This is a genomic window from Paraburkholderia sp. XV (assembly GCF_020177535.1).
In the GTDB taxonomy this organism is placed as follows: domain Bacteria; phylum Pseudomonadota; class Gammaproteobacteria; order Burkholderiales; family Burkholderiaceae; genus Paraburkholderia; species Paraburkholderia caribensis.
This window is the reverse complement of the sequence record NZ_JAGUUD010000004.1, coordinates 76,928-93,006: the sequence shown is the minus strand read 5'-3', so window position 1 is coordinate 93,006 and position 16,079 is coordinate 76,928. Positions and strand designations below refer to the sequence as shown.

The following is a 16,079-nucleotide window of genomic DNA, read 5'->3' as shown; positions in this document are numbered from 1 at the left end:
TGCCGCCGGGGTGTCGGATGTTGCGTATGACTATAGCGCAACGCGGTGCGAACCCGGTTCTGGGGACTTAGCAAGTCTTACCAAGTCTTAACTGAATTCCGGCCGTCGTCCCCGACGCCGTGCGGTCAAACACGGGCGGGTTCGAACGGTTTAAACGTCGTGTTCGCGCCCACGCACCTTAGCGCCGAAACAAGCGTCTGCTCCGCTTCAAGATCGACGCGCGGTTCAGCCGACATCAACAGCCGCTTGTGCAAAAACCCGGTCAATGCCGCGTGGATGAAACCGGCCGCCGCGCGCGTGTCGAGATCGGGCGGCAACTGTCCGCGCAGCGACGCGGCCCGTAGCGCCGCATCGATCTGCGCTTCGGCGCGCAAGGCCGCCATCGCGACGCGCTCGTAGAAGGCCGCCGTTTCCGCCGTCACTTCGCACTTGGTCAGCGCGATGCTGTACAGACGCCGCGCGCGCCGCAGATGCAACGCGTCGCGCAAGCGCTGCAGCAGTTGCGCATGCAGATGCTGCAGCGGATCGGCGTCCTGCTCGCACGACTGTACGACGAATGGATCGAGCGGCATGTCCGCGCACTCGTAGATCGCCTGAAACACGGCCTCCTTGTTCCTGAAGTGACCGTAGACGGCGCCGCGCGTCACGCCCGCTTCCGACGCAATGTCTTCGAGCGCAGCGCGCGCAAAACCGCGCACGAAGAACACACGCTCGGCGGCGTCGATGATCCTCGCCCGCGTGTCGAGCGCCTGTTGCTTCGTTCGTCCCATGACGGGTGCCTTTCTCCTGCCGTTCGGCGCCGCGCACGCGAAGCCGCGCAGCGACCGTGTGAATCACCCGGCCATCGTAGTCGGCGCGACATCGCGTTGGATTAACAAGTCTTACGGCAGCCTGGTGGCTGTAACCCGAGAAAGGCGAACAACCCCTATCGTCACGACCTTATCGTGTCGGTGCGTGTTGGATCAACACTCGTTGCGCGCCGGCCCCGTTCAATTCAAACAAGTTTGTACGATGCCAGCGCTATTAAAGAACCGTAACTTTCGTATGCTCGCGGCCACGGCTGCGATCTCCGCTGTGATCCCGTTTCTCGCCGCATGCAGCGACAAGCCCGCAGCGCCGCCTCAACAGATGCCCGAAGTCGGCGTCGTCAGCGTCAAGCCGACGGGCGTGCCCGTCACCGTCGAATTGCCCGGCCGCGTGAGCGCGCATCTCGTGGCTGAAGTGCGGGCGCGTGTCGACGGCATCGTGCTGAAGCGCGCGTTCACGGAAGGCAGCGAGGTCAAGGCGGGGCAGACGCTCTACAAGATCGATCCCGCGCCGTATATCGCCTCGCTCAACAGCGCGAAGGCGACGCTCGCGAAGGCACAGGCGTCGCTCGTATCGACGCATGCGGAAGCCGAGCGCTACAAGGTGCTGGTCGCGGCGAACGCCATCAGCAAGCAGGACTACGACAACGCCGTCGCCTCCGAAGGCCAGGCCGCCGCCGATGTCGCATCGGGCAAGGCCGCCGTCGAAACGGCGCAGATCAATCTCGGCTATACCGACGTGACCTCGCCCATTTCGGGGCGTATCGGCAAGTCGTCGGTGACGGAAGGCGCGTATGTGCAGTCGAGCGCGGCCACGCTGCTCGCCACGGTGCAGCAGCTCGATCCCGTCTATGTGGACCTCACGCAATCGAGCCTCGTCGGCCTCAAGCTGCGCCGCGACGCACAGGAAGGGCGGCTCAAGACGAGCGGCCCGAATGCGGCCAAAGTGACGCTGATTCTCGAAGACGGCCGTCCATACGGCGGCACGGGCAAGCTCGAATTCTCCGACGTCACCGTCGATCAGACCACGGGCTCCGTCACCGTGCGCGCCCTGTTCGACAACGCACAGCGTGTGTTGCTGCCGGGCATGTACGTGCGCGCGAAGATCGAAGAAGGCATCAACGAACAGGCGTACGTCGTGCCGCAACAGGGCGTCACGCACGACCAGAAGGGTGACCCGACGGCGCTCGTGGTGGGCGCCGACGGCAAGGTCGCGACGCGGCAACTGGTGACGTCGGGCACGTATGGCGCGAACTGGGTGGTCGAGAGCGGCCTGCAAACAGGCGACCGCGTGATCGTGCAGGGCGTCGACAAGGTGCACCCCGGCATGACCGTGAAGACGGTCGACGCGCAACTGCCGAACGCCGATGCAGCCGCCGCCGCGCAAACGGCAGCCGCCGCGCCTGCCTCCGGCGCGCACAGCGCGCAGTAACGAGGACGCATTCGATGGCAAAGTTCTTTATCGACCGCCCCATTTTTGCCTGGGTCATCGCGATCATCCTGATGCTCGCGGGCATCGCTTCGATCTTCAATCTACCCGTCGCACAGTATCCGACCATCGCACCGCCCGCTGTGCAGATCAGCGCGACGTATCCCGGCGCATCGGCGAAAACAGTCGAAAACACCGTCACGCAGGTGATCGAGCAGCAGATGAGCGGCCTCGACCATCTGCTCTACATGTCGTCGTCGAGCGACGACTCCGGCAACGCGACGATCACGCTGACCTTCGCGGCGGGCACCAATCCCGACATCGCGCAGGTGCAGGTGCAGAACAAGCTGCAGCTCGCGACGCCGCTGTTGCCCGAAAGCGTGCAGCAGCAGGGCACGAAGGTGACGAAGTCGAGCAGCAGCTTCCTGCTGGTGATGGCGTTCGTCTCGACGGACGGCAGCATGGACCGCTACGACCTCGCGAACTATGTGGCTTCGCATGTCGAAGACCCCGTCAGCCGCGTCGACGGCGTCGGCACCGTGCAGCTGTTCGGCTCGCAGTTCGCGATGCGTATCTGGCTCGACGCGAACAAGCTGAACCAGTACAGCCTCACGCCCGTCGACGTGGAAACCGCGCTGACGAATCAGAACGTGCAGGTCGCGGCGGGCTCGCTCGGCGGCACGCCTTCCGTGCCCGGCCAGGTCTTGCAGGCGACCATCACGCAGGCGACCTTGCTGCAAACCCAGGAGCAGTTCGGCAACGTGCTGCTGAAGGTCAATCAGGACGGTTCGCAGGTGCGCATCAAGGACGTCGCGCGCATCGAGCTGGGCGGCGAGAACTACAACTTCGACACGAAGTACAACGGCCAGCCGACGGCGGGCTTCGGCATTCAGCTCGCAACGGGCGCGAACGCGCTGCAAACGGCAAAGCTGGTGCGCGCGAAGATCGACGCCTTGTCGAAGAACTTCCCGCACGGTCTCGCCGTGCAGTATCCGTACGACACGACGCCGTTCGTGACGATGTCGATCGAGGAAGTGGTGAAGACGCTGCTCGAAGGCATCGTGCTGGTGTTCCTCGTGATGTATCTGTTCCTGCAGAACCTGCGCGCCACGCTGATTCCGACCATCGCGGTGCCCGTAGTGCTGCTCGGCACCTTCGCGATCATGAGCGCGGCGGGTTTATCGATCAATACGCTGTCGATGTTCGGCCTCGTGCTCGCCATCGGCCTGCTGGTGGACGATGCGATCGTGGTGGTCGAAAACGTCGAGCGGGTGATGTCGGAGGAGGGGCTGTCGCCGAGAGAAGCGACCCGCAAGGCGATGGGCCAGATCACGGGCGCGCTGGTCGGCGTGGCGCTGGTGCTGTCGGCCGTGTTCGTCCCCGTGGCGTTCTCGGGCGGATCGGTCGGCGCGATCTACCGGCAGTTCTCGCTGACCATCGTGGCGGCGATGGTGTTGTCCGTGCTGGTTGCGCTGGTGCTCACGCCCGCGCTGTGCGCGACGATCCTCAAGCCGATCCCGAAAGGCCATCACGGCACGACCAGGGGCTTCTTCGGCTGGTTCAACCGCACCTTCGACAACGGCCGCGACAAGTATCACTCGGGCGTGCAGCATGTGATTCGCCGCTCGGGCCGCTGGCTGGTGCTGTATCTCGCGGTGATCGTCGCCGTCGGCTTCCTGTTCATGCGCTTGCCGAAGTCGTTCCTGCCCGATGAGGATCAGGGCACGATGTTCGTGCTCGTGCAGACGCCGCCCGGCTCGACGCAGGAGACCACGGCACGCGCGCTGAAGAACGTCACCGACTATCTGCTCAACGACGAAAAGGACATCGTCGAATCGGTCTTTACCGTGAACGGCTTCAGCTTTGCGGGCCGCGGCCAGAACGCGGGCATCGCGTTCGTGCGGATGAAGGGCTACTCGCAACGCCAGCATGCGAACCAGAAAGTGCAGGCGCTGGTGGGCCGCGTATTCGGGCACTACGCGTCGTACAAGGAAGCGACGGTGCTCGCAGTGAACCCGCCGTCGATCCCCGAACTCGGCACGGCATCCGGCTTCGACTTCGAACTGACCGACAACGCCGGCCTCGGCCACGACGCGTTGATGGCCGCGCGCAACCAGTTGCTCGGGATGGCCGCGAAAGATCCGTCGCTGGCGCTGGTGCGTCCGAACGGTCTGTCCGACACGCCGCAGTTCAAGGTCGATATCGACCGCGAGAAGGCGCAAGCGCTCGGCGTGACCGTGTCGGACATCGACCAGACGTTCTCGATTGCGTGGGCGTCGGCGTACGTGAACAACTTCCTCGATACCGATGGCCGGATCAAGAAGGTCTATCTGCAAGGCGACGCGCCGTTCCGCATGACGCCCGAAGACATGAACAAGTGGTACGTGCGCGGCAGTTCGGGTTCGATGATGCCGCTGACGTCGGTGGCGTCGGGACACTGGACCTACGGCTCGCCGAAGCTCGAACGCTACAACGGCATTTCGTCCGTCGAGATCCAGGGTGCGGCGTCCGCAGGCAAGAGCACGGGCCAGGCGATGTCCGCGATGGAAGCGCTCGCCGCAAAGCTGCCGCAGGGCATCGGCTACGAATGGACAGGCCTGTCGTTCCAGGAACGGCAGTCGGGCTCGCAGGCGCCGATTCTCTACGGCATCTCGATCCTCGTCGTGTTCCTGTGTCTCGCCGCGCTGTACGAAAGCTGGTCGATTCCGTTCGCGGTGATTCTCGTCGTGCCGCTCGGCGTGATCGGCGCATTGCTCGCCGTCACGATGCGCGGGCTGGAAAACGACGTGTTCTTTCAGGTCGGCTTGCTCACCACGGTCGGTTTGTCGGCGAAGAACGCGATTCTGATCGTCGAGTTTGCGCGCGAATTGCAGATCAACGAAGGCATGACGGCCGTGCAGGCCGCGCTCGAAGCGGCGCGCCTGCGGCTGCGGCCCATCCTGATGACGTCGCTGGCGTTCGTGCTCGGCGTGCTGCCGCTCGCCGTCAGCAACGGCGCGGGTTCGTCGAGCCAGCACGCAATCGGCACGGGTGTGATCGGCGGGATGCTGACGGCCACGTTCCTCGCCGTTTTCATGATCCCGATGTTCTACGTCGTGATCCGCGAGAAGTTCTCGCGCGACGGCTCGACGCCGCATGGCACCGAGCACGACGTCGAAGAAGAAACGGCCCAGTAAGGACAAGCATATGAACAGAACACTACTGACGACGCTCGCCGCCGCGCTCTTCGCGACGGGCTGCACGCTCGCGCCGACCTATGAGCGTCCGGCCGCGCCCGTCGCGGCGACCTTTCCGCAAGGCGGCGTCTACGACAACCAGCCCGGTAAAGGTACGGCGACCCGCACGGCAAACGATCACGCCGCAACCGACATCGGCTGGCGCGAGTTCTTCGTCGATCCGCGCCTGCAACGGCTGATCGAACTCGCGCTGCAGAACAACCGCGACTTGCGCGTGTCGGCGCTCAAGGTCGAGGAAGCACGCGCGCAATACCGCATTCAACGCGCCGATCTGATGCCGTCGCTTTCGGTCGACGGCACGGGCACGCGCAGCCGCACGCCGAAGGACCTGTCGTACGTCGGCAAGGCGACGGTGAGCGCCGACTATCAGGTGGCGGCGAGCGCTTCGTGGGAACTCGACTTCTTCGGCAAGGTGCGCAGCCTCACCGAGCAGTCCTTGCAGACGTACTTCTCGACAGCGCAGGCGCGCAAGGCGGAAGAAATCCTGCTGGTGTCGCAGGTCGCCGATCAATATCTGACGCTCGTCGCCTACGACGAAATGCTGGCAAGCACGAAGAACACCTACGACACGGCGCGCCGTTCGTACGAACTGACGAAGCTCCAGTACGACACGGGCACGGGCTCCGAACTCGATCTGCGCGAAGCGGCGGGCACGATGCAGCAGGCGCAGGCGAACTACGAAAGCCAGCAGCGCTCGCGCGCGCAGGCCGAGAACGCGCTCGTGCTGCTGGTCGGCGCGCCGCTGCCTGCCGACCTGCCGCAAGGCTTGCCGCTCGCGAGCCAGCAACTGCTCGCGGATATTCCGGCGGGCCTGCCGTCCGATCTGCTGGCGCGCCGTCCCGACATCATGGAAGCCGAGGCAACGCTGATCGGCTCGAATGCGAATATCGGCGCGGCGCGCGCGGCGTTCTTCCCGAGCATCTCGCTGACGGGCGACTTCGGCACGGCGAGCGCGAGCCTCGGCTCGTTGTTCAAGCCCGGGCAGTTGGCGTGGAGCTTCGGGCCGACGATTTCGGTGCCGATCTTCAAGGGCGGCGAGAACCGCGCGAACCTCGATCTTGCGAAGCTCGAAAAGAACGTCGCCGTCGCGCAGTACGAAAAGGCGATCCAGACGGCATTCCGCGAAGTGTCCGACGGGCTGGCGGCGCGCGGCACCTACGACGGGCAGATCAAGGCGTTGCAGGAGAACGTCGAGTCGCAGCAGCGCCGCTATGACCTGTCGGATCTGCGGTATCGCAATGGCGTGGATAGTTATCTGAACGTGCTGACGGCACAGAGCGACCTGTATTCGGCGCAGCAGTCGCTGATTACGGCGTCGCTGAACCGGCTCACGAATCTCGTCGATCTGTATCAGTATCTTGGCGGCGGCTGGATCGAGCGAACGGGTGACACACCGCGTTCCGCCGATGCACCCTACGCGCAGCAAGCCTCACAGACCCCGCCGCCCACGCGCGTCGCCGCGCAGCCGTAACGCGCTGAAACATCTGCTAAGCGCGCTGAACCTGGGCGCGCTTTCCCGTTGCTACATTCCCCGTCATCTCCTGAGCAGCCGCCCGTCCTCGCGTGAGGCGGGCGAACTGCTTTCCGGCGACGCCCGTGTGGCGTCGTTCTTTGTGTGGCAAACCGTCGAGCGGCCCGAGTGCCGACCCATCTTCGCGTGAAATTCAATCGTCCAATCCGTCGTGTGTTGATCGCCGCAGGCGTTGTCGCTGTGGGCGTGGTCGTCTGGCAGGCGTTCGCTGCGTTCCACAAGCCGCCGCATCCCGTTGCGCAGGCCACGCCTGTCACCATCGGCACGGTGACGCGTGCCGACGTGCCGCTGCAACTCGACGCGCTCGGCACCGTCACGCCGCGCGCGACCGTCACCGTGAAAACGCAGGTCAACGGCACGCTCGAAGCGATGCTCGTGAAAGAAGGCCAGCGTGTGAAAGCGGGCCAGCCGATCGCGCGGATCGATTCGCGCGCGCTGCGCGCGCAGTTGCTCGAAGCGCAAGGCACGCTCGAACACGATGAAGCGCTGCTCGCGAATGCGCGCGCCGATTTGACGCGTTACGAAAGCCTGATCGACGGCGGCTCGATTTCGCATCAGACGCTCGACACGCAGCGCGCGACGCTGCGCCAGTATCAGGGCACCGTCAAGGCGGATCAGGGCAGCGTGGCGAATCTGCGCGTGCAGGTCGGCTACTGCGAGATCGTTGCGCCGATGGACGGCACGATCGGCCTGCTTTCCACCGACGCCGGCAACTACGTGACGACCAGCGACACGACAGGCATCGCCACGATCACCAGCGACTCGCCGACCACCGTTGTCTATGCGCTGCCCGAAGACAAGATGGGCGACGTGGTCGACGCATTCCATGACAAGGGCGCATTGCCCGTCGAGGTATTCGCGCGCGACAAGCGCACCGTGCTCGATCACGCGACGCTCGCCGCCATCGACAACCAGGCCGACACGACGACGGGCACGGTCAAGCTGAAAGCCAGCGCGCCCAACCGCGACGGCCGGCTGTTCCCGAACCGCTTCGTCAACGTGCGGATGACGGTCGGCACCTTGCGCGACGCGTTGACCGTGCCGACGGTTGCGATCCAGCACGGCGCCTCGGGCGATTTCGTGCTGACGCTCGCCGCCGCCGATGCGAAGCGGGGCGAAGGCAAGGTCGCGCTGCGCCGCGTGACGGCGGGCGTCGCCTACAACGACACGACCGTGATCGAGCAAGGCGGCCTGAAAGCGGGCGACACGATCGTGCTGGACGGTGCGGACAAGCTCGACGACGGCAGCGCCGTGAAGATCGTTCGCCCCTGACGCGCGCTTGCGAACCCAAAGATACCGATGGATATTTCCCGCCCGTTCATCCGCCGTCCTGTCGCGACGGGCCTGATGACGCTTGCCCTGCTGCTGATCGGCCTGATCGCCTACCGGCTGATGCCGGTTTCGGCGTTGCCCGAAATCGACTATCCGACCATTCAGGTCTACACCCAGTATCCCGGTGCATCGCCCGATGTGATCAGCACGTCCGTCACCGCGCCGCTCGAAAAGCAGTTCGGGCAGATGGCGGGGCTCAAGCGCATGAACTCGACGAGTTCGCTCGGCGTGTCGCTCGTCACGTTGCAGTTTCAGACCTCGACGAATCTCGACGAAGCCGAGCAGGAAGTGCAGGCCGCGATCAACAGTGCGAACAGCACGCTGCCGACCAACCTGCCGTATCCGCCCGTCTACAGCAAGGTCAATCCCGCCGATACAGCCGTGCTGACGCTCGCCGTCACGTCCGATGCGTTGCCGCTCACGCGTGTCGAAGACCTGACGGATACGCGCATTGCGCAAAAGCTCTCGCAGGTGTCGGGCGTCGGGCTCGTCACGCTGTCGGGCGGCGCGCGGCCTGCCGTGCGCGTGCAGACGGATACGCGGGCTTTGAACGCGATGGGTTTGTCGCTCGAAGACGTGCGCACGGCAGTCGGCGACGCCAACGTGAACAGCGCGAAAGGGACGATCGACGGTCCGCTGCAGGCCTTCACGATCGACGCGAACGACCAGCTCACGTCCGCTGCCGATTACCAGGACCTCGTGCTCTCGTATCGCAACGGCGCACCCGTGCGTCTCGCGGATGTCGCGAAAATTTCGGAGACGGCCGAAAATCCGCGCCAGGCTGCATGGAGCGGCGCGACGCCCGCGATCATCATCAACGTGCAGCGGCAGCCGGGCGCGAACGTCATCGAAGTCGTGGACGCGATCGAAGCGCTGTTGCCGCAACTGCGCGCGTCGCTGCCCGCGACCGTGAAGATCAGCGTGCTCAGCGACCGCACGCAGACCATCCGCGCTTCCGTGCATGACGTGAAGATGGAACTGGCTGCGGCTATCGCGCTCGTCGTGATGGTCGTGTTCGTGTTCCTGCGGCGGCTCGAATTCACGCTGATTCCGGCCGTGACCGTGCCGTTCGCGCTGGTCGGCACGGTGGCGGGCATTTACGCGCTCGGCTTCTCCGTCAACAACCTCACGCTGATGGCGCTGACCGTGGCGACGGGCTTCGTGGTCGACGACGCAATCGTGATGCTCGAAAACGTGATGCGCCACATCGAGAACGGCGAGACGCCTCTGGACGCCGCGCTGAAAGGCGCACGGCAGATCGGCTTCACGATTCTGTCGATCTCGGTGGCGCTCGTCGCCGTGCTGATTCCGCTGTTCTTCATGCCCGATGTGATCGGCCGGTTGTTCCGCGAGTTTGCGCTGACCTTGGCGATTGCGATTGTGATCTCCGCGTGGGTCTCGCTGACGCTCACGCCGATGATGGCCGCCCGCATGCTGCGCGCCGATCACGCGGCGAGCGACAGCGACGCGGCCGCAAAGGACTGGCTCGCGCGTTTGAATCGCGGCTATCTGCGCGCGCTCGACTGGGCGTTCGTGCATCGCCCGACGGTGCTTGTGATGGTTGCCGTCAGCACGCTGCTGACCGTCGTGTTGTTCGTGGTGCTGCCGAAGGGCTTGTTCCCGATGCAGGACACGGGCTTGATCGAAGGGATTTCGCTGGGTTCGCCGCGCGCGTCGTTCGAGCGGATGGCGGCATCGACGCGCACGCTGGCCGGCCGCGTCGCAAGCGATAGCGCGGTGGCCAATGTGTCGTCCTTCGTCGGCATCGACCAGAACAACCCGACCATCAACCAGGGCCGCATGCTCATCAGCCTGAAGGACGGCGATTCGAGCCGCGCCGTGATTCAACGGCTCACGCACGAAGCGGCGCAGCGCGCGGACCTCAAGCTCTATCTGCATCCCGTGCAGGACCTGACGCTCGACGATCAGATCAACGCGAACAGCTATCGCGTCGGCGTGCAGGCGACCGAGCGCGCCGAACTCGACGATTGGACGCAACGTTTGCTCGCCGCCTTGCGCGCCGATCCGATGTTCACCGACGTGCAAAGCCAGGCGCAACAGCAGGGCAACGTGCTGAAGTTCGACTTCGACCGCGCGACAGCGTCGCGGCTCGGCCTCACCGCGCAGGACATCGACAACGCGCTGTACGACGCATTCGGCGACAGGCAGATTTCGACTATCTATACGCACGTGAACCAGTATCACGTGACGCTGGGCGCGGACGTGCGGCTGGTCGGCGAGTCGCCGCTGGCGTTGCTCGACGGTTTGTATGTGGGCACGACTAGCGCTTCATCGACTGCTTCTTCCACCTCGTCCTCGACCAGCACATCGTCATCGCTCTCGCCGCTGTCGAGCATCGCAACGGCTGCCGTCGGCGCTGCACCTCTGACGATTCAACGGCAAGCACAGTTCCCGTACGCGGACGTGTCGTTCAATCTCGCGGATGGCGTGACGCTCGGCACGGCCATCGACCGTATCGAAGCGATCGAAGCGAAGCTGAAACCGCCCGCCAGCGTGCAGATGAACTTCGAAGGCGCGGCGCAGCTTTACAGCACGTCGCTCGGCAATGAAGCCTTGTTGCTGGTGGGCGCGCTGATCGCCGTGTATATCCTGCTCGGCATTCTGTACGAAAGCCTGATCCATCCGCTGACGATACTCTCGACGCTGCCTTCCGCCGCGTGCGGCGCGCTCGCGGCGCTGTTGTTCTGCGGCGGCGAGCTGGACATCATCGGTTTGATCGGCATCGTGCTGCTGGTCGGCATCGTGATGAAGAACGCGATCATGATGGTCGACTTCGCGCTCGAACAGGAACGCACGCTCGGCCTCACCGCGCATGATGCGATGCGCCGCGCGTGCGAACTGCGCTTCCGGCCGATCCTGATGACGACCTGCGCGTCGCTGTTCGGCGCGCTGCCGCTCGCGCTCGGCACGGGCATGGGCCACGAATTGCGGCAGCCGCTCGGCATCGCGATCATCGGCGGGCTGGTGGTGAGCCAGTTGCTTACGCTGTTCTCGACGCCCGTGATCTTCCTCGCGCTGCATCGTCTCGCGACGCGCGCCGCGATCACGCCGTCCAGCGATGCGAACGCGAGCTGAAGCATGAATCTGTCCGCTCCGTTCATTCGCCGTCCCGTCGGCACGATGCTGCTTGCGATCGGTCTCGCGCTGTTCGGCATCGTCGCGTTCCGGCTGCTGCCCGTCGCGGCGTTGCCGTCGGTGGACTTTCCTGTCGTGATGGTCAGCGCGACGTTGTCGGGCGCGAATCCCGACACGGTTGCCAAGACCGTGACGGCGCCGCTCGAACGCGCGTTCGGCTCGATTGCGGGCCTCACGCAGATGACCTCGCAAAGCTCGTCGGGCTCGTCGCAGATCGTGTTGCAGTTCGATCTGAACCGCGACATCGACGGCGCCGCGCGCGACGTGCAGGCGGCCATCAACGCCGCGCGCAGCAATCTGCCCACGACGCTCACGCAAACGCCGACCTATCGCAAGATGAATCCCGCCGCCGCGCCCGTGTTGATCGTCGGGCTGACGTCGGATACGGTGGGCGTCGGGCAGATGTACGACTACGCTTCTTCGGTGCTGCAACAGAAGCTGCTGCAGGTGGAGGGCGTCGGCGATGTGACCGTGGGCGGCGGCGCGCTGCCCGCGGTGCGCGTCGAACTGAACCCCGATCAGTTGAGCCGCTATGGCATCGCGCTCGACTCCGTGCGCACCGCATTGGCGAACGCCACCGTCGATCTGCCGAAGGGCGCCGTCAGCATGAACGGCCAGCACTATGTGCTGGGCGCGAACGATCAGCTCATGGAACCCGCCGACTACAAGCCGCTCGTGATCCGCACGCACGACGGCACGGTGGTGCATGTCACGGATGTCGCGCAAGTGGTGAAGTCGACGGAAGACCTGCGCAACTACGGCCTCGCGAACGGCAAGCCGGCGGTGCTGCTGATCGTCTCGAAGCAGCCGAACGCGAACGTGATCGAGACCGTCGACGCGATTCGCGCCACGCTGCCGCAACTCGCCGCGAGCCTGCCGTCGACGGTCAAGCTGAACGTCGTGCTGGACGGCACGCAGACGATCCGTTCATCGGTGTTCGATGTCGAAGTCTCGCTGCTGGCGGCCGTGCTGCTGGTGACGGCCGTCTCATACGCGTTTTTCCGCGACTGGCGCAGCACGCTGATTCCCGCCATCACGGTGCCGCTCGCGCTCGCGGGCACGTTCACCGCAATGTATTTCCTCGGCTACAGCCTGAACAACCTGTCGCTGATGGCGCTGACGATCTCGACGGGCTTCGTGGTCGACGACGCGATCGTGGTCGTCGAAAACATCATGCGGCATCTGGATCAGGGCAAGTCGCCGCTTGCCGCCGCACTCGACGGCACCCGCGAAGTCGGCTTCACCGTGCTGACGATCAGTGTATCTCTGGTGGTCGTGTTTCTGCCGCTCATTATGATGAGCGGCCTCGTTGGGCGGCTGTTCCGCGAGTTTTCGGTGTCGCTTGCCATTGCGATTCTGATTTCAATGGTCATTTCACTGACGCTCGCGCCGACGCTCGGGCGTCTATTGTTGCGCCCTGTGCCGCACCAGCCGCGTGAAGGCGCGCTGGGGCCGCGTGTGGAACGCGCATACGGGCGCAGTCTGCGCTGGGCGCTGCGTCATCCGAAGACGATGCTTGCCGTCACCGTGTTGTTGCTGTTCGCCAATGTCGGCGTGGTTGCCGTCATGCCGAAGGGCTTTTTCCCGATCGAGGACACGGGGCGGCTGATGGGCAATGTTCAGGCGTCGCAAAGCATCTCGTTCCAGGCGATGAAGCAGAAGTTCGACGAGATCAACAGGCGCATCCTGCAGAACCCGGATGTGCAATCGGTGTCGGGCTACGTCGGCGGGCGCAATGCGGTGAGCAACAGCATGATGTTTATTACGCTCAAGCCGCTGTCGGAGCGCAAGCACAGCGCCGATCAGGTGATCGCCGACCTGAGCCGCCGTACGGCCGACATTCCCGGCGTGCGCTTGTTGATGCAATCCGCGCAGGATCTGATGTTCGGCGCGCGGCAAAGCTCGGCTCAGTTCCAGTACACGGTCACGGCGGAGAATCAGGACGAACTGGATACCTGGATGCCGCGCATCGAAGCAAAGCTGCGCTCGCTGCCGCAACTGCGCGACGTGAATGCCGATGTGCAGAGCGCGAGTCTTTCGATGATGCTGCAGGTGAATCGCGACGCGGCGGCGCGTCTCGGCGTGCCGTTCGAAGCAGTCGACGATGCGTTGAACGATGCGTTCAGCCAGCGTCAGATCGCGACGATCTACGGCCCGGCCAACCAGTATCACGTGGTGATGGAAGTCGCGCCGCAGTACTGGCAAGACCCGAAGACGCTGGACACGCTGTACGTGCCTGCCACGAACGCGACCAGCACGGCCGCGACGGCCAGCGCGTCTTCGTCAACCAGCGCAACGCTCGTGCCCTTGTCCGCGCTCGCCACGCGCACGCTGTCGCACGCGCCCGTCACCATTGCGCACGACAACCAGTTTCCCGCTGTCACGCTGTCGTACAACCTGCGCGAAGGCGTGACGATGAGCGATGCCAATGCGGCTATCCAGTCGGCCGTCGCGTCGCTGAATCTGCCGAACACGATCTTGCCCGCCTTCGCGGGGCAGGGCGCGATGATGCAGCAGTCGGGCGGCAGCGAACTGCTGCTGATCATCGGCGCGCTGATTGCCGTGTATATCGCGCTCGGCATTCTGTACGAGAACCTCGTTCATCCGCTGACGATTCTCTCGACGCTGCCTTCAGCGGGCCTGGGCGCCCTCATCGCTCTCTACGTATGCGGCTACGAGCTGACGATCATCGCCTTGATCGGCATCGTGCTGCTGATCGGCATTGTGAAGAAGAACGCGATCATGATGGTCGATTTCGCCGTCACTTACGAACGGGAACAAGGCGCGAGCGCGGAAGAGTCGATCTATCAGGCGTGCCTCACGCGCTTCCGGCCGATCATGATGACGACGCTCGCCGCGCTGTTCGGCGCCGTGCCGCTGATCGTCAGTTCGGGCTATGGGCATGAGTTTCGTCATCCGCTCGGCGTCGCGATTTTCGGCGGCCTGATGGTCAGCCAGTTGCTGACGCTCTTCACGACGCCCGTGATCTATCTCTGGCTCGACCGCTTCAACGGCCGGCGCGCCTCACGTAACGGAAACCCATCATGATGGACAGAGCAACGCGCACGATGCGGCGTGCGCATCGAACGATCGTGGCTGCCGCCATTGCCGCACTGTGCGCCGGCTGCGCGGTCGGTCCCGACTACAAAAAGCCCGACGTTGCCGTGCCCGCCGCCTTCAAGGAAATGAGCAGCCCCGACGCGAACGGAATCTGGCAACAGGCGCAGCCCGATCCGGCGGCCTCGCTCGACAGCCGCTGGTGGACGATGTTCGGCGACCAGACGCTCGACGATCTGTGCGAGCGCGCATTGAAGGCGAACCAGACGCTCGCGCAGTATGAAGCCGCCTATCGCTCCGCGCGCGCGCAGGTGGCGTCGGCGCGCGCGAGTCTGTTTCCGACCGTTTCCTTCGCGGGCTCGGGCACGCGCTCGGGCAGCGGCAGCACGACCCAGCTGTCGTCGAGCGGAACCGTCAGCAGCTATGCGTCGAAGAGCGTGTCGGCGGAACTGGAGGCCAGCTGGGAGCCGGATTTGTGGGGCAGCGTGCGACGCTCCGTGGAAGCGAGCGAGGCGAGCGTCCAGGCTTCGGATGCGCAACTGGCAGGCGAACGCCTGAGCGTGCTCGCGACGCTGGCCGTCGACTATTTCACCGTGCGGGCCGCCGACGCCGATCTCGCGATCCTCGACCAGGAACGCCGCATCGACGCGGAACTGCTGGCGCTGACGGAAGCGAAGTATAAGCACGGCGTGTCGTCGTATGACGATGTGCGCACCGCACACAACACGCTGCAGGCGATCGACGAAAGCATCGCGAGCGCGCAACTCACGCGCCGTCAGTATGAACATGCGATTGCCGTGCTGGTCGGCGAAGCGCCTGCGGCGTTTTCGTTGCCGGTTCAGGCGGACTACCGGTTCGACCTGCCTGCGCTGCCCGTTTCGCTGCCGTCCGCCCTGTTGCAGCGGCGGCCGGATGTCGTGCAGGCCGAGCGCACGGTCGCGCAGTACAACGCGAAGATCGGCGTGGCGAAGGCGGGCTATTTTCCGACCATCACGCTTTCCGCCGACGGCGGCTGGAGCGGCACCTCGCTCGCGCATCTGATCTCGCTGCCGACCCGGTTCTGGTCGCTTGGATTCGACGTCGCGCAAAAGGTCTTCGACGCGGGCGCGACGAGCGCATCGGTCCGCGCCGCGCGCGCCAACTACGACCAGGAAGTCGCCGCTTACCGACAGACGGTGCTGAGCGCGTTCCAGGACGTCGAAGACTATCTGAGCGCAGTGCAGATCGCAACGCGCCAGGCGGCGGCGTCGAACGAGGTCGCGCAGCGCAGCGGCGAACTCGCGGCCAGCCAGCAGCGCAATTTCGCGGCGGGGACGTCGAGCCGCATCGACGTGCTCGATACGCAATTGACGCAAGTACAGGACCGCAAGATCGCGCTCGATTACAGCAGCACTGCGCTACAGAACGCCGTCATGCTGGTGAAAGCATTGGGCGGCGGCTGGGACGGCGACGTGGGGACGCTCAACACCGCAAAGGCACCTTCTGAATAGCGACGCGCGCCGGAAACGGCGCATATGACGTGTACGGCTTTG

The 16,079-nt window shown here is 64.8% G+C and carries 8 protein-coding genes; 7 read left to right on the top strand and 1 reads right to left on the bottom strand.

The genetic code is table 11. The annotated features are described in order from the left end of the window. Positions 1–125 precede the first annotated feature (125 nt). The gene (locus tag KFO72_RS03600; RefSeq protein WP_054931304.1) at positions 126–770 is read right to left on the bottom strand and encodes a TetR family transcriptional regulator; all 645 of its coding nucleotides are present in this window, start codon (positions 768–770) and stop codon (positions 126–128) included. Positions 771–1,044: 274 nt separating this feature from the next. On the opposite strand from KFO72_RS03600, the gene KFO72_RS03595 reads away from it, so the two are divergent. The 7 genes from KFO72_RS03595 (at position 1,045) to KFO72_RS03565 (ending at position 16,037) form a co-directional block, all read left to right on the top strand. Continuing rightward, the gene (locus KFO72_RS03595) at positions 1,045–2,238 is read left to right on the top strand and encodes an efflux RND transporter periplasmic adaptor subunit (RefSeq protein WP_412101755.1); all 1,194 of its coding nucleotides are present in this window, start codon (positions 1,045–1,047) and stop codon (positions 2,236–2,238) included. 14 nt (positions 2,239–2,252) lie between these two features. After that, entirely contained in the window at positions 2,253–5,411 is a 3,159-nt protein-coding gene (locus tag KFO72_RS03590; RefSeq protein WP_225031409.1) for an efflux RND transporter permease subunit, read from the top strand. A 10-nt stretch (positions 5,412–5,421) separates the two neighbouring features. Next, positions 5,422–6,942: an efflux transporter outer membrane subunit gene (locus tag KFO72_RS03585; RefSeq protein WP_225031408.1), complete on the top strand. Its 1,521-nt coding sequence runs from the start codon at positions 5,422–5,424 to the stop codon at positions 6,940–6,942. A gap of 168 nt (positions 6,943–7,110) precedes the next feature. Then, positions 7,111–8,274, top strand: coding sequence for an efflux RND transporter periplasmic adaptor subunit (locus KFO72_RS03580; protein ID WP_225031407.1), 1,164 nt, complete (start codon positions 7,111–7,113; stop codon positions 8,272–8,274). A gap of 27 nt (positions 8,275–8,301) precedes the next feature. Beyond that, a complete protein-coding gene (locus tag KFO72_RS03575; RefSeq protein WP_225031406.1) occupies positions 8,302–11,430 on the top strand; it encodes an efflux RND transporter permease subunit in 3,129 nt (1,042 codons plus the stop codon). A 3-nt stretch (positions 11,431–11,433) separates the two neighbouring features. Next, positions 11,434–14,538 carry an efflux RND transporter permease subunit gene (locus tag KFO72_RS03570; RefSeq protein WP_225031405.1) on the top strand — a complete coding sequence of 1,035 codons (3,105 nt, stop codon included), beginning with the start codon at positions 11,434–11,436 and terminating at the stop codon, positions 14,536–14,538. Next, on the top strand, positions 14,535–16,037 hold the full coding sequence (locus KFO72_RS03565) for an efflux transporter outer membrane subunit (RefSeq protein WP_225031404.1): 1,503 nt from the start codon (positions 14,535–14,537) through the stop codon (positions 16,035–16,037). The genes KFO72_RS03570 and KFO72_RS03565 overlap by 4 nt, the downstream gene beginning before the upstream one ends. Positions 16,038–16,079: the final 42 nt, after the last annotated feature.